The 21,110-nt window shown below is 46.5% G+C and carries 14 protein-coding genes; 13 read left to right on the forward strand and 1 reads right to left on the reverse strand.

Going from position 1 to position 21,110, the window contains the following annotated elements:
• Nucleotides 1-157: 157 nt before the first annotated feature.
• A complete protein-coding gene (locus WC903_04915; protein ID MFA5893284.1) occupies nucleotides 158-1,018 on the reverse strand; it encodes a hypothetical protein in 861 nt (286 codons plus the stop codon).
• Between the two features lie 40 nt (nucleotides 1,019-1,058).
• Between WC903_04915 and queC the strand changes: the two genes are divergently transcribed.
• The 13 genes from queC (at nucleotide 1,059) to WC903_04980 (ending at nucleotide 20,915) form a co-directional block, all read left to right on the forward strand.
• Entirely contained in the window at nucleotides 1,059-1,700 is a 642-nt protein-coding gene (queC, locus tag WC903_04920; protein ID MFA5893285.1) for a 7-cyano-7-deazaguanine synthase QueC, read from the forward strand.
• 249 nt (nucleotides 1,701-1,949) lie between these two features.
• The gene (locus WC903_04925; GenBank protein MFA5893286.1) at nucleotides 1,950-4,322 is read left to right on the forward strand and encodes a hypothetical protein; all 2,373 of its coding nucleotides are present in this window, start codon (nucleotides 1,950-1,952) and stop codon (nucleotides 4,320-4,322) included.
• A gap of 55 nt (nucleotides 4,323-4,377) precedes the next feature.
• Nucleotides 4,378-5,196, forward strand: a complete 819-nt coding sequence (locus tag WC903_04930) for a lipid II flippase Amj family protein (GenBank protein ID MFA5893287.1) — start codon at nucleotides 4,378-4,380, stop codon at nucleotides 5,194-5,196.
• 9 nt (nucleotides 5,197-5,205) lie between these two features.
• A complete protein-coding gene (gene ribF, locus WC903_04935; GenBank protein ID MFA5893288.1) occupies nucleotides 5,206-6,105 on the forward strand; it encodes a riboflavin biosynthesis protein RibF in 900 nt (299 codons plus the stop codon).
• Nucleotides 6,106-6,120: 15 nt separating this feature from the next.
• Nucleotides 6,121-6,381: a 30S ribosomal protein S15 gene (rpsO, locus tag WC903_04940; GenBank protein ID MFA5893289.1), complete on the forward strand. Its 261-nt coding sequence runs from the start codon at nucleotides 6,121-6,123 to the stop codon at nucleotides 6,379-6,381.
• A complete protein-coding gene (locus tag WC903_04945) occupies nucleotides 6,378-8,498 on the forward strand; it encodes a polyribonucleotide nucleotidyltransferase (protein MFA5893290.1) in 2,121 nt (706 codons plus the stop codon). Before rpsO ends, WC903_04945 begins: the two co-directional genes overlap by 4 nt.
• A 160-nt stretch (nucleotides 8,499-8,658) precedes the next feature.
• Nucleotides 8,659-11,490: a TaqI-like C-terminal specificity domain-containing protein gene (locus tag WC903_04950; GenBank protein ID MFA5893291.1), complete on the forward strand. Its 2,832-nt coding sequence runs from the start codon at nucleotides 8,659-8,661 to the stop codon at nucleotides 11,488-11,490.
• Nucleotides 11,491-11,513: 23 nt separating this feature from the next.
• Entirely contained in the window at nucleotides 11,514-12,947 is a 1,434-nt protein-coding gene (locus WC903_04955) for a hypothetical protein (protein MFA5893292.1), read from the forward strand.
• A 1-nt stretch (nucleotide 12,948) separates the two neighbouring features.
• On the forward strand, nucleotides 12,949-13,074 hold the full coding sequence (locus tag WC903_04960; protein MFA5893293.1) for a hypothetical protein: 126 nt from the start codon (nucleotides 12,949-12,951) through the stop codon (nucleotides 13,072-13,074).
• The gene (locus WC903_04965) at nucleotides 13,064-17,203 is read left to right on the forward strand and encodes an SIR2 family protein (GenBank protein MFA5893294.1); all 4,140 of its coding nucleotides are present in this window, start codon (nucleotides 13,064-13,066) and stop codon (nucleotides 17,201-17,203) included. The genes WC903_04960 and WC903_04965 overlap by 11 nt, the downstream gene beginning before the upstream one ends.
• Nucleotides 17,204-17,392: 189 nt before the next feature.
• Nucleotides 17,393-19,537: a phosphoribosylformylglycinamidine synthase subunit PurL gene (gene purL / locus WC903_04970; protein ID MFA5893295.1), complete on the forward strand. Its 2,145-nt coding sequence runs from the start codon at nucleotides 17,393-17,395 to the stop codon at nucleotides 19,535-19,537.
• Complete coding sequence (locus WC903_04975; GenBank protein ID MFA5893296.1) at nucleotides 19,537-20,163, forward strand: lytic transglycosylase domain-containing protein; 627 nt, start codon at nucleotides 19,537-19,539, stop codon at nucleotides 20,161-20,163. Before purL ends, WC903_04975 begins: the two co-directional genes overlap by 1 nt.
• Before the next feature lie 155 nt (nucleotides 20,164-20,318).
• Nucleotides 20,319-20,915, forward strand: a complete 597-nt coding sequence (locus WC903_04980; protein ID MFA5893297.1) for a ComEA family DNA-binding protein — start codon at nucleotides 20,319-20,321, stop codon at nucleotides 20,913-20,915.
• Nucleotides 20,916-21,110: the final 195 nt, after the last annotated feature.

Below are 21,110 nucleotides of genomic sequence, written 5' to 3' on the forward strand. Positions count from 1 at the left end.
CTGCCAGCAGCCTGGCTAATACTTCTTTGATTTTCATCTTTTTACGTAGTTTCTTGAGGATTTGATCAGCGTAGCCCCAACCCCGCCCCCCAAAATCCTGCACACGATGTGGGTATATAGCCCAAAAAGCGGGGGGATCGGTTTGGCCCGATTCTGCCTATCCGATGAAGCCAAGACGGAAAGTAAGATCGGACCTTTCCAGGGTTTCATTTAGTTGGGCGATCTCTGTCTGACGCATAAAATTATTTATATCTTCTCCCGTGTTTACCCGGGCAATTATAGTTCTTAATTGAAAATAAATGCCGGCTTTAATTGCCAATTCGGTGTTATACGGTAAACCATGGTTTTTTGCGACTTTACCGGCGAGCTTAAAAGAAAGCTGCATGAAAACCGAACCCCAGGCAATCTTATCGAAGTGTTCGGCATAACTAACTCCAAATTCCGGATAATCTCCCATTGTTTCCGCTTTTTCCCGGTCAAATGATAAGACCTCATCAATGCTTTTTAGGTTAAAGTGCCAGTAGGTTGATGAACCATCCATTTTATGCTCAATAAACTCGGTTGCGAATTTGTCCCAAACGCCGTAGGCCAGCGGACCGATCATCAGGTTAGGGTCGACCGGCTTTCTTGGATCAACTACCTGATTGCCTTGAGGAACAAGATAAGTTGGGAAATGAGTTATCCCGGGTAAATTGCATTCAAGGCTGTTGCCCCAAAAGTTCACCGAATCGCTGAACTTTAGCGGGGTCCAAGCCGAGTGGTCGATCAGCCATGATTCTCCGCCGCGTTTTGGCGTTCCTGGTCTATCTCTGGTCACTTTACCCGGGTTTAATTCGATTGGCTCGATCTTGATGCCGTAGGTTGATGCAGCGCTAAACCAGCGCAGATGAAAGACAACACCCTGATGAGAAAAGGCCACCTCATTCCCTCTGGCCAGATCAGGAAAATTTCTTTTGGTGATAAATCTCCCGCAAATATTGGCATGTCTTTGATAAGCAATTGATACCGGATTGGTCATATCTATGTATATATCGCCAAAAAACTGCTAAAATTTCATTATGTCCAAAAAAGCGATAGTTTTATTGTCCGGCGGGTTAGATTCGACGACCACCCTTTATTACGCTAAAAGTAAGGGTTATAAATGCTATGCGCTGATGTTTGATTACGGCCAGCGGCATAAACGGGAATTGCGGAGTGCGGTGGCGGTTGCGAAGCGCGTCAAAGTACCTTATCAGATCATCAAGATCAAGTTGCCTTGGAAAGGAAGCTCTTTGCTTGATCCGCGTTACGCGTTACCCGTTACGCGTTCCTTCAAGACGATCGGTCAAGGGATACCGTCAACTTATGTCCCGGCCCGGAATACGATATTTTTAAGCTTCGCGCTCTCCTATGCCGAAGCGATCGGCGCCAAAGCTATCTTTATCGGTGCCAACGCCGTTGACTTCAGCGGCTATCCCGATTGCCGCCCCGATTATTACCGGGCGTTCCAGAAAGTGGCAGAGAAGGGGACGAAAGCTAAAAAGATAAGGATAATTACTCCGTTAATTAATATGACGAAAGCGCAGATCATCCGATTGGGCCTCAAGCTCGGCGCGCCGCTGGATATTACCTGGTCATGTTACGCCGGCGGCCGCAAACCCTGCAGGGTTTGCGATAGCTGTTTGCTAAGGGAAAAGGGCTTTGCTGAATTGAGGCAATAGTCCTTTCGACCATCTTCATTTTGTACCCCCCTTGAACTTAAACCCTAAAGACGCAGATCAAGAAAAGAAAATTGGCTGAAATTATCGGTGGCCGATACTGATAGAAAGTCTGTCGAGGAAGTCGGTTTGGAAACCTGCGAATAAACTTCGCGGTTTCCAAACCAGGAAAGAGGAGTAAGGAAACCGAGACGTTTAGTCTCGGGTTTCCGAGCTTATGTTCATAATAACCCGATAAAAAAGGAGCTCCCTATGGTAATCAATATTTCGACTAATTTAATATTTAGAAATCTGCCGGCTTCAAGCAGTGTAAATAATGATCCTGATGGCAGCGCCGTAGCCAGCCGCAATCGCGCTGAAGAAGGGGTCTATTTCCGGCCGGAAAATTATCAGATGCTAACCGATCTTATCGGAGAATTAAATGAGGAAAGAAAAATCAGCTATCTCGCTCAAAATGGCCCAAGCAACTCATGTAGTAGTATTTCATCCCCTCCTTCCCCTCCTCTCCCTCCACCAACTGTTTTTGTTATTACCCCTCCCTATATTAAGAAAGATGGGACGCAACTGAAAAAGTTTAAAATTATCGGCGACTATTTACCCTTAAATCAACAAATCGACAGGATTGAATTATCGGATGGTAGCGGGAATATTATTGATGCTAGACCATTTGATCGAAAAAACAAAAACATAATCGAATTCTCGATCACTATCGATCAAAACACAAGGGCCGGGACATACGGTCTTAAAATCTTTCGAAAATGGGGACAAAAGACGATCGAAATGCCTGAAGCTTTAAAAGTGGCCGAAAAGACCCAGCCGGTGACGCCACTGGAATTTCGGGTTTCTTCCGAATCGGTCGTGGCGGATAATTTTCCCCATGGAATCATGATATCTGGGGAACACGTGGATAAAGCGAATAATGTAAAGGTGGTTGATGGGAACAATAACATTTTATCTAATCAGGCGCTGGTTGGTTCGCCAAATGAGAAAACAAGAGCTTTTGATTTGCAGTTCGGTCCAGCCCAGCTTGTCGGCCTGGGCCTGACTGCCCATCAAGTCGCGTCGGGGAAAAGATATGATGTTTCGCTGGTCATTAGCTACTCTGATGGTACTCCGGATAAGGTACATCCCTTTACCATCATAGACGAGCGCCATCCCACCATCGTTATGCCAGAAAAGTTAGGGGCGGACAACACCAGCCATAACGTCGTTGTTTTTGGTCCCGGTCTCGATCAGATTGATGCGATGAAAATATTTTCGAACAGCGTGGAAGTTTTTTCCTCCCCCGTCAATGAGTCGAACAGCCAGACCGTTACTGATGACCGGATCATAACTATGCCTGTTCGGATTAATCCTCAAAGCTTGCCGGGAGGAACACCCGACGACTCGGAAAAAGCTGGAAGGACTAATTATAATGCGGCAGTCGTTTTGTATTCCGCCGGTACTCAGGTGCTTCGGAGGGATATTACTTTATATAGTGATCTAGCTGTTCAACCAACTCCGCCGGCATTGCCGCCGGTGATTCAAGCGTGCCAGCCGCCATATGTTTGTCTGGTTCCACCATTAACTCCGCTTTTGTCGCCTCCTATTTTGGGTGTTCCTTCAGCCTTTCATCCGAATATCGAGAAAGCAGCTCCAGTAGGAGATATTGAGGTGGCGGAGACGGGAAGGGTCCCTCTTTATTTAGGGTTTACGCCACAGATAATTGGTGATTCTCCCAAGGCATGGATCAAAAAAGAAAATGAGACTGCTGAAAAGATCGTCAAAAATGATGAGTTGAAAGAATTTATCGCTGCACACAAAGATAAGTACAGATATGATGATTCAACTGAAACCCTCGTAATTAAAGGAGAAATGAACAAAGATGAGAAGAACGAACTTTTAACGATTTATTCTTCTCCGGAAGAGAAAGAAGCAATAAATAGGCTTTTTAGCCAGTCCAAAAATAGTTTTTTTGAATTAAATCTTCAAACACAAGGTTCGCTTTTTATTCCTAATAAGGATAATGAAGAATATAAGAATGGTTTTAGATTTGGCGGGAATGTCCTTTTTACACCGGCAAAGTGGTTCAGGATCGAGGCGCAGGGGCAAGGCACCTGGTCGGGTTCCGGTTCGACCATGAACCTGCCATATTTTTATGGTGTGGTTAGCCGTACCGGCAAATTTAAGGGGGCTGTGCACTTTAATGCCCCCGATATTTTTAGATTTAAATTAAATGTTGAGTATACCGACAGCGCTTACCGTAAAGACGGGAAGGATTTTGATGACAGCCGTTGGCGCGGAACCGGGACTGTATTGGCTGATCTGTCAAAATCGGTAAAGAGCACCTGGGCGCCTTCCCGTATTTCGGCTAACGGCGGTTTTATTCTTCAAGGTTCGAGAAATATTGATGGGGAAAAACACTCGTTAGGCGGCGGAGGATTTATCTCTCAATTTAGATGGGATAGGGGAGTCTTTAGCGATTTTCCCTTCGAACCATATTTTGGCATAGAGTGGGAAAAAGGCGAAGTTGCCTGGGGCAGGAATACTCATTTTGGGGTAAAATTTAATATTATGGACTTCTTAAGAAATACTGCTGGGACCATACAGACGGGCGTCTTGCCTCCATCGATCGATATTTTCTGATCAGGTTCAACTGATTCTGCCTCAAAGACTCGAAGAAGATGATATAATTAACCCCATGAGCCCCTTACTGATCGTCTGCCTCCTGACCGGGATCATCCATTTTACCGAAACGGCCGCTTCGGCGCTCCGCTTGGCCGGCGTCCGGACCAAACTGATCGCCACTTCCCTCTCGTTCGTTAACGCGACCCTCCTGATTACCCGCACCTCGAACATGCTCCAGGCGCCGTTTGTCGGCGGGCTGGTCGATCACGCTATCCTGATCAATGACCCGTCCGCCCTGGTGAACGGTTTCCGGCAGATCATCTTTGCCGCTTTCATCGGCAACCTGCTCGGGGCGGTCTGCACCCCGTTCTTTGTTGCTGTCTTTACCAAAGCAATATTTAGATTTGAGCGGGTCGGTTCGGTCCCCAGGCTGATCGTCTCGGCGTTCCGGCCGAAGAACATGCTGGCGATCGGTCGCCTCTTCCGCTTGCCGAACCGGGCCTCCTTCATCAATTTGTCGTTGAAAGGGATGCCGAAGACTTTTCTCTGGTTGAACTTGGTCGTGGTTTCGGTCTATGCCATCGGGGTCCTCTCGTCGTTATACGCCGGGGCGCTGGTCCCGGAATTCCGGATCACCGCTTCGCAGTTGTCGGCGATCGTCAACGGGATCGCTACGATCCTCCTGGTGACTTTGGTTGACCCGACCTGTGCCTATATCACCGATCAGGCGATCCGGGGAAAACGGCCGGAGTCAGACGTCCGGGCGATGGTCTTCTACATTATTATGGGGAGAGTGGTGGGGACGCTGATCCTCTCACAGCTCTTCCTTATTCCGGCCGCCGAATATATCAGAAATGTCACTTTGCTGGTCAAAGGGGCTTTTGGTCATTAGGTCCCAAGCATGAAGATCATCAGACACCCGCAAAAAAGCAGATTACACCGGCCGGTCGTCGCTCTGGGGACTTTTGACGGCGTCCACCTTGGCCACCGCAAAGTCATCTTGGCGGCAGTCAAATACGCCCAAAAGATCGGCGCCCACTCGGCGGTCATCACCTTCGATCCCCATCCCCAGGAGATAGTGGCGCCGGAGCGGGGCCTCCGCCTCCTGACCACCCTGGGGGAGCGGGAAGAGTTTTTCTGCTCGCTCGGGGTCGATTCCGTCATCGTTATCCGGTTTACTCCCACGATGCGCGCCCTCTCTTATAAGAAGTTCATTCAGCGGTATCTGGTCAAGAAGCTTGGGGTCAGAGGGGTCTTCGTCGGCTATGACCATGCTTTTGGCCATGACCGCTCCGCCGGGACCAAAGAATTGCGGCAGTTGGGCCGGGAACTCGGTTTTAGCGTGACCGTTGTCCCGGCGGTCAAGGTCGGGCACCGGCTCCCTAAATCAGGCCTGATCCGGGAGCTGGTCAGCCGTGGGCGCTTTAGCCAGGCGGTCAAACTCCTGGGCCATCCTTACCGCCTTACCGGCCGGGTGGTCGGGGGGTACGGTCGGGGGAGGAAGTTAGGCTTTCCCACCGCTAACCTGAAGGTTGATCCGCGGAAGCTCCTTCCTGCCCAGGGGGTTTACACCGGCACTGTTAATGATAGGCAATGTTTGGTCAATATCGGTTTTAGGCCAACTTTTGGGCATGGGGACCAGCTGGTGGAGGTCCATTTGCTCGGTTTCCGGGGAAATCTGCGCGGTAAAACGCTTAAAGTTGATCTTTGGCACCGCCTGCGCGACGAAAAGAAGTTTATCGATGCCGCGGCTTTAGTTGGCCAGATCAAAAAAGATATTGCCCAGGCCCGCCGACTGTGATATAATCTTGTTATAATGACATTAGAAAAGAAGTTAGAGACGATCGCCCAGTTCAAGACCCATGAAGGGGATACCGGTTCGACTGAAGTCCAGGTCGCCCTGCTGACCAGAAGGATCCAACATCTGGTCGAGCATCTGAAGAAGAACAACAAGGACAACCACAGCCGCCGCGGGCTCCTCCTGCTGGTCGGCCAGCGCAAGCGGCTGCTCAACTACCTCAAACGCGAAGACACCAAACGCTTCGATGTTTTGACCGGGAGCCTGAAACTCCAATGATCAAAACAGTCAAGCAGGACCTCGGCGACGGCCGGATCATAAGTTTAGAAACAGGCCGGGTGGCCAGGGAAGCTGGTGGTTCCGTTATCGTTCGCCTTGGTGACACGATGATCCTGGCGGTGGCCACGATGTCCGCCACCCAGCGCGAAGGGATCGATTTTTTCCCCCTGCTGGTCGACTTTGAAGAGAAACTCTACGCCGCCGGCCGCATCCCCGGCGGATTTTTCAAGCGGGAAGGGCGCCCGTCCGAAAAGGCGATCCTGACCGCCCGCAAAATTGACCGCCCGATCCGCCCGATGTTCCCCGAAGGTTTCCGCAACGACGTCCAGATAGTCGTTACCCCGCTTTCCGTCGACCAGGAGAACCCGCCGGACATTTTAGCCATCATCGGCGCCTCGGCCGCCCTCTCGATCTCGGACATACCGTTCGACGGGCCGCTGGCCGCGGTGCGCGTGGCCAAGGTCGGTGATCAATTCATTACCAACCCGACCGCGACCCAGATGAAAGAATCATCGCTCGACTTGGTGATCGCCGGGAATAACGAGACGGTCTCGATGATCGAAGCTGGTGCCGATCAGGTCAGCGAAGCCGATGTGCTGGCGGCGATCAAGGCCGGGCATGTCGTGATCCGGCAGATGATCGCCTTGCAGTTGGAGCTGGTCAAACAAGCCGGACAGCCGAAGATCGCCGTGGCCATCCACGAGATCGACCCGCAAATCGAGAAACTGGTCCGCGATCAGGCGACGAGCCAGATCGAAGCGGCCCTGAAGATCGCTGACAAGGATAAGCAGGGAGCCGAGGTCAAGAAGATCATCGAAGGGATCAAAAAGAGCGCCCAGTCTAATGCCGCTTTGGCGGAAATGGTCGCCAAGAACCCGGGCGACGTCAAAAAAGTGATCGAAGAGATCGAATACGAGTCGATGCGCCGGATGATCTTAAAGGATGGTAAGCGAATCGACGGCCGCGGACCGAAAGAGATGCGCGAGATCAGCTGTGAACTGGGTGTCTTGCCGCGGACCCACGGCTCCGCCATTTTCTCCCGCGGGCAGACCCAGGTCCTGACGGTAGTCACCCTCGGTTCAGCCGGAGAAGGGCAGAGGATCGAAGGGTTGGACCTCGAAGAGACCAAGAAACGGTACATGCACCATTACAACTTTCCGGCCTATTCGGTCGGTGAGGTTCGCCCGCTGCGCGGGGCTGGCCGGCGCGAGATCGGTCACGGTGCCCTGGCGGAAAAAGCCCTCTTGTCGGTCATTCCGGACGAAGAGGTTTTTCCTTATACCCTTAGATTAGTTTCCGAAGTCCTCGGGAGCAACGGTTCGACCTCGATGGCCTCGACTTGCGGCTCGACCCTTGCCTTGATGGATGCCGGGGTCAAGATCGAAGCGCCGGTCGCCGGCATCTCGATCGGCTTGATCTCCGAAGGGGACAAGGCGGTCACCATTACCGACATCCAGGGAGTGGAAGACCACCTGGGCGATATGGACTTTAAGGTGACGGGGACCCGCACCGGGATCACCGCCATCCAGGTCGACATCAAGATCAAAGGGTTATCGTTTGAGATCATCGAGCGCGCCCTGCAGCAGGCCAAAGAGGGGCGCAACTTCATTCTCGACAAGATGGAAGAGACGATCAAAGAGCCGCGGGCCGAAATGTCCCCTTACGCGCCGCGCGTCATCACCATTAAAATTGACCCGAGCAAGATCGGCATGGTCATCGGCCCTGGCGGCAAGAATATCCGGCGGATCACCGAAGAGACCGGCGTCCAGATCGATATCAATGACGATGGGACGATCCTGATCACGACCGCCGACGCCGAAGGGGCGAAGAAAGCAAAGGCGGAGATCGAAGCGATCACTTTTGAGCCGAAGATCGGCGATGTCTTCAAATCGCGGGTCGTCCGGATCATGGCGTTCGGCGCCTTCTGCGAAATCCCGGGCGGGAAAGACGGCTTGATCCACATTTCCCATCTCTCCAACCAGCGCGTGGGGAAGGTCGAAGACGTCCTCAAGATCGATGACGAGGTCATCGTCAAGGTCATCGAGATCGACGACATGGGTCGGATCAACCTGACGGTCAAAGGCGTGACCGACGAAGACAAAAAGCGCGCGGTTTAAGCAGTCGAAACCCTCACCCGCTAACGTAAAGTGTCCCCCCTCTCCCAAAGGGAGAGGGGTTTTCGTTTAAATTTTCAAACCCACCGTATATTTCTTTCTGTGTTTTGCCCGAAATTGTCATTTTTCCCCTTATACGCGTAATTAATGTATAATTGCTATTATGCCTGCTCCAAAAGAAGTAATTGAGCTTGTCGAACGATTTGAACGCAATCTGGAAGAATACAAATCGGGCCGCTACAATGAAACCCAGCTACGGATAGAATTTTTAGACCCATTTTTTGAGGCGCTCGGATGGGATATCAACAATAAAGAGGGCCGCGCCCCCGCCTACCGGGATGTAACCCATGAAGACCGCCTTTCAGTCGGAGAATGGACCAAATCGCCCGATTATTGCTTCCGGGTCGGCAAAGAACGGAAGTTTTTCCTTGAAGCGAAGAAACCCTCGATTAATGTCAAAGAAGATATCAGCCCCGCCTACCAGCTAAGGCGATATGCCTGGTCGGCCAAACTTCCTCTTTCTATCCTTTCCGACTTTGAAGAATTTGCGGTATATGACACTCGGATAAAACCGGTTAAAACCAATGGCGCGAAGGTTGCGCGTATTAAGTACTTTACCTACAAAGATTATATTGATAAATGGGACGAGATCGCCGGGATATTTTCGCGGGAAGCGGTTTTAAAAGGCTCTTTCGACAAATACGCGGTTTCAGGTAAAAAGAGACGGGGGACGGCGGAAGTTGACGATGAATTTCTTAAAGAGATCGAATTGTGGAGGGAGATACTGGCCAAAAACATTGCCGAAAATAACCCGAGGCTTTCCACCCGTGAATTAAATTACGCGGTCCAGAGCACGATCGACCGGATAATCTTTTTAAGAATATGCGAGGATCGGAGGATAGAAGATTACGCCAGGTTAATGGCTTTGCAGAATGGCGACAATGTATATCCGCGCTTATGCGACCTGTTCAAGCAGGCTGATGATAAATATAATTCGGGGTTATTCCATTTCAGCGAAGAAAAAGGAAGGACCGGCCACCCCGATACCCTGGCGCTGAAATTGAAAATCGATGATAAACCAATAAAAGAGATCATTAAGGGGTTATATTATCCCGACAGCCCATATCAATTCGATTATATGCCGATCGAGATACTCGGGCAGGTTTATGAGCAGTTCTTAGGCAAAGTAATTCGCCTTGAAGACCATCACGCCGTAATTGAGGAAAAGCCGGAGGTGCGGAAGGCGGGCGGTGTTTATTACACACCAAAGTATATTGTTGATTACATCGTTAAGAATACGGTCGGAAAGCTGCTCGAAGGTAAAACGCCGAAGCAGGCGGCAAAGATCAAAATCCTCGATCCAGCCTGCGGTTCCGGGTCGTTCCTGATCGGGGCTTACCAGTATCTGCTCGATTGGCACCGCGAGTGGTATGAAAATGACGGTGCTCTAAAGTGGGCCAAGAAAACGTCTCCAGTGCTATATCAGGATATACATGGGGGATGGCAGTTGACCATTGCCGAGAAGAAGAGGATCTTGCTTAATAATATTTTCGGGGTAGACATCGACTCGCAGGCGGTGGAGGTTACCAAGCTTTCTTTACTATTGAAGGTCTTGGAAGGAGAAACATCGCAGACGATCAATTCCACGCTCCGGCTGTTTCATGAGCGTGCCTTGCCCGACCTTGGCAACAACATTAAGTGTGGAAATTCCCTGATCGGGCCGGATTATTATGAGAATAAACAGATTAGTTTGTTAGAAGAAGAAGAACGCTATAAGGTGAATGTCTTCGATTGGCAAAAAGAGTTTGCTGATATTATGCAAGTCGGGGGATTTGATGTTGTAATTGGAAACCCTCCGTATGTGAATATGGTGGCTCTTCCCAAAAACGAGCGAGAATATTTTCAAAATAAATACAATTCTTGTAAAAATAAAAGCGATCTTTACAGTTTTTTTGTTGAGAAGGCCATGTGTTTGACTTCAAAGCCAATAAGACGGATAGGGCTTATTATCCCACAGACCTGGCTTGCCACCGATAGCTTTGAATTACTGAGAGAAGAATTATTTGGCGAGAAGGCAATAGATGAGTTGGTGGATTTAGGGCATGGAGTTTTCCGAGGTGTAATAGTAAAAGCATTGATACTTATATGTTCCCGTGCGAACAAAGAGATTCAGATAAAGAACAAAGATTTTACGGACCGGATTAGCGTACGAACCAATATATGGGATAAGCGGCCTTTTCAGATTGATTTGTCATGGAGTACGCAAAGACAAAATATAAGCGATAAGCTTTATAGGTCGGGGAAAACGCTTAGCTCAATTATTCAATTTCAAAGAGGGATAAAGACGAGCAATGATAAGAAATTTGTATTAAGCAAGCAGATTAACAAAGATTGCATGAAAGTATTTCGCGGAAGGAATATAAAGGCCTACCAACTGAATTGGGAGGGGGAATACATTTGGTATAGGCCAGATTTGATGAAAGCAAAGGTTGGTAGCCTTCCTCATAGCAAATCGTTTTTTGAGGTTCCGGAAAAGATCGTGACTCAACGGATCAATAGCTCTATGCAACTGCTTGCTGCTTATGATAACAGACAAAACTACTTTTTGGACACAACAAATGTATCAAATTATAGTTCGTGGGATAAAAAGCATCCCCTAAAATATATATTAGCATTATTGAATTCCAAGCTAATCAACTATTGGTATTGTAATAAGTATAGAATGCCGACAATTGGGCTTTATGAGCTTCATAGCATTCCAATCAAATTGATTGATAAAAATGATGATCTAGATAAGAACGCTTGTAATGAAATAATCCGATGTGTTGATATAATAATCAAATTAAAAGATCAAGAAACAAATGAAAGCACTTCTCACGGGAAAACAACCTTATCGCGCCAAATAGATAATGCAAATAAACATATTGATCAGCTTGTTTATAAGCTTTATGGGTTGACGGATGAGGAGGTGGGGGTGGTGGAGGGGGGAGGATGAGTTTTATAAATTTAGACCTTTCCATGAATGACGAATTTGATAATCAATTGTTTAGCGAGAGACATGAATTTAAAGGGACTTTGTCTAAAGGCGGAATAAGCGTTAATAATCTGCAAATATTTATAGAATACTCTTTGGTTTCGGTTGGCCATATTAAAGGGAAAATCACGGGAGACGCAAGTGTTTACAAGGAAATTCAGAAAATCTTTGAGCTTCCAGGGGTTTATTGTGAGCTACGCTCGGTTGCCCCAAAACCAAGGCAAATAGAGATATCTAGTAATAAAGTGATTATTACTTCTATTAAAGGGAAATCAAGTGATATGGTTTATCATATTGCCGACCTTCGTTTCGATGAACTTATTATAGTCGAACCTCATGGGAAAGAAAGGCGCTATGAGCGCGAGCTAATTTTCTTCTTATCTGATTCCAAAATGATATGGGACGTTGGAGGATCAATAGAGAGATCAGTTTCGGGGGACATTAAACGCTCACTTTCTAACAGCAAGATAGAGCTAAACGAATCCTTTCCCTTTGACATAGAAATTTATCCTTATCATTATTATAAAAATATTTCTTTGCCAAAAAGCTATGAAATAACTACAGATGTTATGTCCTTACATATGAGAACGAAAAAGTCAAAAGAAGATTTATCTGACGATGTCTTTCTTGAAATGGGAGAAGGGTTGTGTAAGGACCTTTTATTATTAATTTCTTTTGTGGCGAGAAGTCGAATTTCATGGTTCCGCTATCGATTTCAAGCGGATTCCTTCCTTAAAGAATATGTATTAAAAGTTTCGGAGTCATTGCCGGTGAATAATGACGTATATGATTGCGCTGTTGAATATCACGAGATTAGGAAATTCATAAAAGTGGCGCTTACTCGATTTCGGAGGTTAAGGGATGAAGGATTTAATCTTTTTTGGGCAATGAACCATTACGTAAGTACCAAAGAAGCTAAATATCTTGAACAAAAATATTCAACATTATTTATGGCTCTTGAACAAATAAAGGATTTGTTCGCAAAGAAAGAAGGGCTGGATAAAATCTTGCCAGACAATGAATTTAGGGAGCTTAAAAAGCCAATAATAAAAATGATCAATGATAATATTATGGATGAGGCAAAATCTATCCGTATAAATGAAAAAATATTAGAATTAAATAGGTATCCCTTGAACTATTTACTTGATCTTGTTTTTGATCGATATAAGGTTGAATGGAGGAATTTATATCCTCCTGGGTCTGAGAGGACTCTTGTAAGTACCAGAAATAATCTGTTCCATTCTTCTAAAAAGGTAGAAATTGATCATTTAGCAAAAGAATATTATCGCTTGCAAGCCATTCTCGAAAGAATTATCTATGGCTTACTAGGATGGAGCGACTATTCTCGCTCGCCGGGAATGGGGATAAAAACATGGTTGGCTGCTAATGATGAAAAAAAACCGTTGGTTGATAAATAAAATGCAAAAAATGCTTCAGTACCAGATTGATGCTACGAACAAACAAATTGATCGGCTGGCTTATAAGCTTTATGGCCTGACGGAGGAGGAGGTTGGGGTGGTGGAGGGGGCGGGAGATGGAAAATAAAATATTTGATCCATCAACAAAAAACCAACTGCCCGATGATATCTACTTTATTCCAACAATTCCACCACAAATAAAAGATGCTGCTGCTAATGGCAAGTTAGTCGTGTTTTATGGCGCCGGAGTGTCTAGAATAATTGGGTGTGATGGCTGGGAGGAATTATCCAATAGATTGATTGACGAAGCATTTGAAAGAAAGCTGATTTCTTTCTTTGAAAAAACAAGGGCCAAAGAAAAATATCCTCCAAGAAAAGCGATAAGCATCATCAAGGATCAATTGGAGCCAGAAACATTTAAAAATATACTTCTGGAGGCACTAACGGAAAAGAACGATAAGAAAAAGCAATTCCCAATATATGACAAACTAATTAGACTTAGGGGGATATATGTAACAACGAACATTGATTCTTGTTTTGATGGCAAGTTCGATAGCGAAATGATATTCGCAACCCCTTCAGAGATTGCTACTGCTACAATAAGGAATAATTCGCTTTTTCATCTTCATGGTTCAATAAGAGAGGGTTGTCCGATAATACTGACAACTAGCGAGTATTTATTTCACTACAATAATGATCAAATTCAACAGTTTCTTCGACGTATATTTTCAGGTGACTTTACTGTTCTCTTTATTGGTTATAGCATGTCAGAAATTGAGGTGCTTGATTATATATTATTAAAAGGAAAAGGAAGCTCAAAAGAACATATAGTTGGAAATTATTTATTACTACCGTTCTTTGAGGCAGAAAAGGCAATGTTAAAACACGAGCGCTGTTACTTTTCTCAGCTTAATACAATGGTAATCCCATATGCAATAGACAAGAAAGGATACGAACAGTTGTACGATGTAATTGAATCGTGGGAAAGAGAGATCAATATAGCATCTCCTTTCTTATATAAGACATTTGATTTCATCGAAAACAACGCGAAGGAATATAATGCCTCAAATGTCGCAGAAGTACTCCAGCTGCTGAAGAATGATCAAGAGTTTTATCGTCACTTCTTTAAGCATGTATCAACAATCGATTGGTTTACTATGCTAAAACAAAAGGGATATTTCTTGCCAATAGAGGCTCCAAAGCCCGTGGAAACGGACCAAAAAGGAGCATATATGATTCCGGAATGGGAAATATTGCAATATCTGGAAAGAATATCATTACAATCATTGGCGGGACAAACAGATATTTGCAATGAAATATTGACAGTAATTAAAGACACAACGGAATATCATATAAAGAATGATAAGGTTCTGGACAATTTTAGAATCTGGCAATATTTCATCAAAATCCTTGGAAATTTACCAGCCGTAGCAACTATCGATTATCTTAATAAATATAATATTGATCTCGGCAAAGATTGGATTCGAGAATGGCTTAATTCAAAATTTGATAACGGTTCGCCTTCGAGCGAGATAGCGGAAAACCTTCTCCCAAAATTCTTGGCCCCAAGGGAGGAAGATGTTGATATTGCCGAAAAGATATTGAAGGAACTTGTCGAAATCAAACTTAAACCGATGGCTGAAACCAGTAAGGAACTCTCGAGCCGCGAATATGAATTTGTAACTATTGTCGACCCATATTGGCTAAATAAGGCATTCGATGATAGCCGTGAAAAGATAGGCAGGCTTTGCAGTAAGAATCTGGAATATCATATGGCCGATAAAATTAAACAGATTATTCTTTATGAGGGCAATAGATATGGCTTTGATATTGTAGAGGATGTATTTGAGCTGGTCATCAATAGAGTAGGGAATGAAAGCGGAATGATCGAAGAATTTAATTTCAAATGTAAAATAAATAAAATTATCCCGGAATCGCAGGAAGATAGTAGCAAGACAAAAAAGGCATTATTCGGGATATTTGAAAGAAAAAAAGAAACCATTGCTGAATGGCCCATCAATAATTGTAAGACTCAAGAGTGCTTTGTCAATTCAATATATACGGAATTGCTTAATATTAAAGATATTAAAACGGCAGAGATGGCTGATGTTATAAAAAGAAGACTCGGAGATATGTATGATGAACTGTATGATGATATGTCCTATATTTGGATGAAATCGATTGACGCCAATGACGAGTTGGGCGCTACTGAAGTGAAACAACTATTGACGAGGTTGCTAAGAGATTTATTAATCGTGAAGTGCCAAGAGAATAAAAGCGAAGGTAAAGAGATATTGGAAAGCATGATCCAGGATTATCGATTTGCCATCTTTAAAAGAATGGCTTTATATCTGATTAATACATACTGGCATGAATATAGGGCCTTGTTTGACATGTATTTTACCGGAGATATTGCAAAGGACATGATTTATAAGACTGATTATGAGGTTGAGATGTTCAATCTGTTTAAGGGGCACAGCCGGGATTTCAACGAAGAACAAATAAATACTATTGAGAAGTTAATTGAAGAAGGGCATCCTTATTATAGGAGAGAAGAAAATAAAGGTCTTATGAACAGTTGGAAACTCCAGAAATATCTCCCGTTAAAAGACGACCCACGGTTCAAAAATAGATATCATGAATTGGCGAAAGCAGTCGGCAAGGAACCAAAAGAGCCTGATAAGAAATTTATAAAAGCTTTGTGGGGTGGGGAACAATCCTCATTAAAAAAAGAAGAAATTATCAAAATGGAGAATACAAGGTTGTATGAATATCTGCAATCGTTCAAGGGCGATGATGGGGAAGGCCCGACAAAAGAAGGGCTGGGTAATGCGTTAAGATCGGCTGTAATAGAGAGTCCTGCAAAGTTTGTTGATGAAATAATGATGTTTAAAGACGCCAATTATTTATATGTCCATAATATTATATATGGCTTGGTAGAAGCCTGGAAAAACAAAAAAGAATTTGACTGGAAAAAGGTGTTTGACTTTGCCGTTGAATATATAAATAAACCGACTTTTTGGGAAGAGGCCAAGGCAGGGCAAGGCGCGGATTATCTAAATACTCATATCTGGGTATTTAGTTCAATGGCCGACCTGATAGAAGAAGGCAGTAAGGACAATTCCTGGGCCTTTCCGGAAACATATCTTGCTCAAGCAAATAGCCTGCTTGATATGATGTTCGATAAATCCGAACCTGCAAAAGAATCCAGTTATGATAATGCGGTAACCCGGGTATTGAGTACAACGCTTGGCAAAATTATTAAATCAAAAATACTGTTGATGTTAAGGAAAGCTCGTATTGATAAGAGGAATAATAAACAAAAAGACGATTCATATTATTCAGTAGAATATGAGAAATTGTTTAAAAAGGCCGAAATAGCAGTTGATGAAGCATATGCTCTTTTTGGGCAATATATGCCAAATATGTTCTATTTGAATAGATCCTGGGCTGAAGGCAAGGTTAAGGAATTCGAAAGTATCCCACAAGAAGATATTCGTTGGAAATCATTCTTTGAGGGGTATTTATTCGGGGGAAGATTGTATGACGATTTATATGAGCTAATGCGGACACATTATGAAAGGGCTATTGGTTATGATTTTGGGGAAGGTTATGCAAGAGAAAAACTATTGGATCATATCTCAATCGGTTATATAAGGGGCAAAGAATCATTGGATGATCAAAACAGCTTATTTAGAAAGGTTATCGACCGGTGGCAATATAAAGAATTAAGAGAAATTATATTATATCTTTGGTCGCAAAGAGATTATCTTAAGATAAGCAATGATTCTGAGGAACTAAAAGAAATAAAACCGGCAAAACAAAGAGTATTAGACTTGTGGAAATGGTTTTATGACAATAAAGCACCGGTGGAAAACAAACTAAAGGGTGATTATCCAAAATTGATGTCGGACTTATCCCGACTCACATGTTTATTGGATGAGATAAACGAAGAGAATTCGAAATGGCTATTACAGATAGCACCTTATGTCGGAGTGGCCTTCAATTCGCCATTCTTTATAAAATCATTGCTTCCATTGATAAAAGATGTTGATAGCGCAAAACATTCAGGGAAAATTTACTTAGCAATGCTTACGGCTATTACTCCTGATTATCCCAGGGAGACGATCCAAGCATTAGTAGAAAGCCTATATAAGTATGATAACGAAGAGGATGTTGTCAAAATATGTAACATTTATGGGAGCAGGGGGCATGAATTTCTACGAGAAATATATGAAAAGCATAAAAATAGTTAAAAATGGCGAAAAAGAGTCCGATATTATAAACATGCCCATGTTCAACAGTTCATGTTGGGCCAAGGTCAATTCTTGTTATGATCCCAAACATGAGAAAATAAGATTACGTCAATTGTAAGGAATTTCCTCCTTTTTTAGGATTGCTTTCAATTTGTCAACGTCGACCGAAAAATGCTAAAATAGATCGTCATGGACAAACAAGTCTACCGCGAACTTGGTTTAAAAGACGACGAATACCAGCGTATCCTCACCATTCTCAAAAGAGAGCCGACCCCGACTGAACTGGCGATGTTTTCCGTCGAATGGTCGGAGCATTGCGGCTATCCTCGTTCCAGGAAATGGCTCAAACTCTTCCCCCAGACCGGCAAATACGAATCGCTGGTCGGCGAAGATGCCGGCGGGATCGTCTATGACGGGATGGCGATCATCTTTAAGATGGAATCGCACAACCATCCTTCCCAAGTCGAACCAAAACAAGGAGCAGCAACCGGCGTCGGTGGCATTTTGCGCGATATTTTTACCTCCGGCGCCCGGCCGATCGCCTTGCTCGATTCGCTCCGCTTCGGCCCACTCGATAACCCCTTCAATAAATATATTTTCAACGGGGTGATCGATGGAATTCAATTTTACGGTAACTGCGTCGGCGTCCCGACCGTCGGCGGCGAGATCTATTTTGACGAAGCTTATGCCGGCAACTGTTTGGTCAACGTGATGTCTATCGGGATCTGCCCGAAAGAGAAGCTGGCCCGGGCGCGGGCCGAAGGGGTCGGTAACCCGATCATCTACGCCGGTTCCAAGACTGGCCGCGACGGGATCGGCGGTTGTTCGATCCTCGCTTCGACCGTCTTTGAAGCGGGCGAAATAGAAAAACGGCCGACCGTCCAGGTTGGCGACCCGTTCACCGAGAAATGCCTGATCGAAGCGACGCTTGAGGCGCTCGAGACCGGCGTTGTCCTCGGCATCAAAGACATGGGGGCGGCCGGATTGACCTGTTCCTCTTCCGAGATGGCTGCGGCCGGCAACGTCGGGGTTGATATCGATCTCGACCTGGTCCCGCTCCGCGAAAGCGGGATGGAACCATGGGAGATCATGATGTCGGAATCGCAGGAGCGGATGCTTCTTTGTGTCGTCAAGGGTAAAGAAGAAAAAGTCCTTAAGGTTTTCCGTAAATGGGGCTTGGACGCGGCTATTATTGGACACGTTCTCGCAGAGCCCAAGGTTATTATCCGGCAGGGTGGCAAGATCATTGCCGACGCGCCGACGGAAGAGCTGGCGAAAGCGCCGATCTATGACATGCCATACGAGAACATCAAACATCCAACTTCAAACCTCAAAACAAAAACCAATAAAGACCATAATATCCAACTTCTAAACTTATTAAGTGACCCGAATATTGCCAGTAAGCGGTCGGTTTATGAACAGTACGACCACATGGTCCAGACGAACACCGTTGTCCTGCCGGGGGGTGACGCCTCGGTCCTGCGGGTTCGGGGGAAAGAGTGGGGGATCGCGGCGACGACCGATTGCAATGCCCGCTACTGCCAGCTTGATCCGTATATGGGGGCCAAAATTGCCATTGCCGAAGCGTCCCGGAACCTGGTCGTGACCGGTGCCGAGCCGGCCGCGGTGACCGATTGCCTGAACTTTGGCAACCCGGAGAAACCGGACCGCTTTTTCCAGTTCAAGTCGTGCGTAGAGGGGCTGGTCGACGCCTGCAAATTCTTTGAACTGCCGGTCGTCTCCGGTAACGTCTCTTTCTATAACGAGAGCCCGCAGGGGCCGATCCTGCCGACCCCGACGATCGGGATGATCGGTATCATCAAAGACATTAATAAGCATTGCACCGCCGGGTTCAAGTCGGACGGCGACCTGATCGTCCTCCTCGGCCCTAACAAGGAGGAGAGCGGCCCGGTCCCGGAGCTTGACATGGACCTGGAGCGGCGCGTCCAGCTCGCCTGCCTCGAAGCGGTCCAGATCGGGATGGTCAAGTCGGCCCACGACCTGTCAGAGGGCGGGCTGGCGGTCGCCCTGGCGGAGTGCGCCATTATAGGCGAGATTGGGGCGGTCATTAGCTTGTCCGATAAAATAAAAGATAACGCTCTTCTTTTCGGTGAGTCCCAATCTCGTATTATCCTGACGATCCCGGCCGACAAGATCTTCTCGCTCTTCGATGTGGCGATGCTCTATGAGGTGCCGTGCGCGATCATCGGCAAGGTGGGGGGGCGCAATTTAACGGTCATGCGTGATAATAAAAAGCTGGTCGATCTCCCGGTTGCCAAGCTGGCCAAGACCTATTATTCAGCCATCCCGGACTTGCTGAAAAAGAAGGGTTAATGGATACAACGACCGCGGTCGTCATCTTCATCTTCGTCATCTCGATCTTTTCGGGGATGGGGAATAACCAGGGTTACCATCAGCCGGCCAACCGGCCGACCTTCCCAACTGCGCCGGTAACTGCCCCCTCTCCGGTGGCGGTCCCGTCACCCCTTCCTGGACAGCCTGACCCGACCTTTGCCTCGGTCGGCGGCGCCGCGACCCAGCCGGCGATCCAAAATTATATCCAGAGATACCGGAGCAGTGACCAGTCGCTTGCCATTAGCACGAGCCTCGTCCGGCACGCCGAGACCTATAACATGAACCCGAAGCTGGTGGCGGCGCTGATCGCCCGGGAATCAAAATTCAACCCGCGGGCGCTTTCTTCTTCGGGGGCGGGGGGACTCGGGCAATTGCTTCCTTCGACCGCTAAGGGGTTGGGGGTTAACGACGTTTTCGACATTGACCAGAACGCGATGGGGACGACCCGCTATTTCCGGTCGCTGATCGACCGCTTTAAAGGGAACGTCAATTTCGCCATTGCCGGCTACCTGGAAGGGCCGAACGCTATTTTGCGCAATAACGGCTATTCCACTCGCACCGGGACCTACGTTAACGACATCCTCACTATTTATAATAAGATCTGACCGCCGCTGACGGCGACTTTTCGTCAGAATGATACAACTCTAATACCCGAATATGCTGGCTCAAATACCCTAATAAAACAGGAAATATTCTGGCATTAGTGTCTCAATTAGTGAATTCGGGTTGTACCTGGCAATAAGATTGCTTTACACAAGTCGTGTTCAGTCTAGAGATCACTAAAGAACAACAGCTCCTTATCCTCGGGTTGATCGTTTCTCTCCTCGTTGGCCTCGGGGTCATGGCGGCCAAACAGTTTATTCCCCAAGAGTCCGATGAAATTACTGTGGCCGAACCGCAAGATGTCCAGCCGATAACTTTACTGGTCCATGTCTGCGGAGCGGTCAGAAGAGAGGGTGTTTATAAGTTAAAGCCGGGGGATAGATTGTTGTCTGCGATCAGTTTAGCCGGCGGCAGTTTGCCCATGGCTGACTTGTCGGCTTTGAACTTGGCGGAGCCGGTTAAAGATGGGGAGAAGATATTTATACCATTGAAACAACCGGTGGTGAGAGAGGTGGTAGAGATTAAAGTAAGTGGTAAGGCTCAGAGTAAAGCTAAAACTACCGGTCGGGTTAATCTAAACAGCGCTAGCGTTGCCCAGCTTGACGCTTTGCCCGGGATCGGCAAATCAACAGCGGAGAAGATCATCGAATACCGGCAAAAGAACGGCCCTTTCCAGAAGCTGGAGCAGTTAATGGAATTGCCTAGGTTTGGTAAAAGTAAGTTCGAGAAGCTGAAGGATAGGATAACGCTGTGATAATAACCATGCCCGGCGGATGGGGATCAGCGGCCCTCACCCGATCCCCTGAGGATTCTCACCCTCTCCCAAAGGGAGAGGGTAAATCGCCTTGCGAAACACCTTCTCCCCCTGGGAGAAGGTACGCTACTTTGGCGGATCGGATGAGGGGAGGCGAAGGTACGAATCTTTGGCGAGTCGGATGAGGGTGCTGAA

The sequence above is a fragment of the Candidatus Margulisiibacteriota bacterium genome, assembly GCA_041658645.1.
Taxonomy (GTDB): Bacteria; Margulisbacteria; WOR-1; order O2-12-FULL-45-9; family XYB2-FULL-48-7; genus JBAZZV01.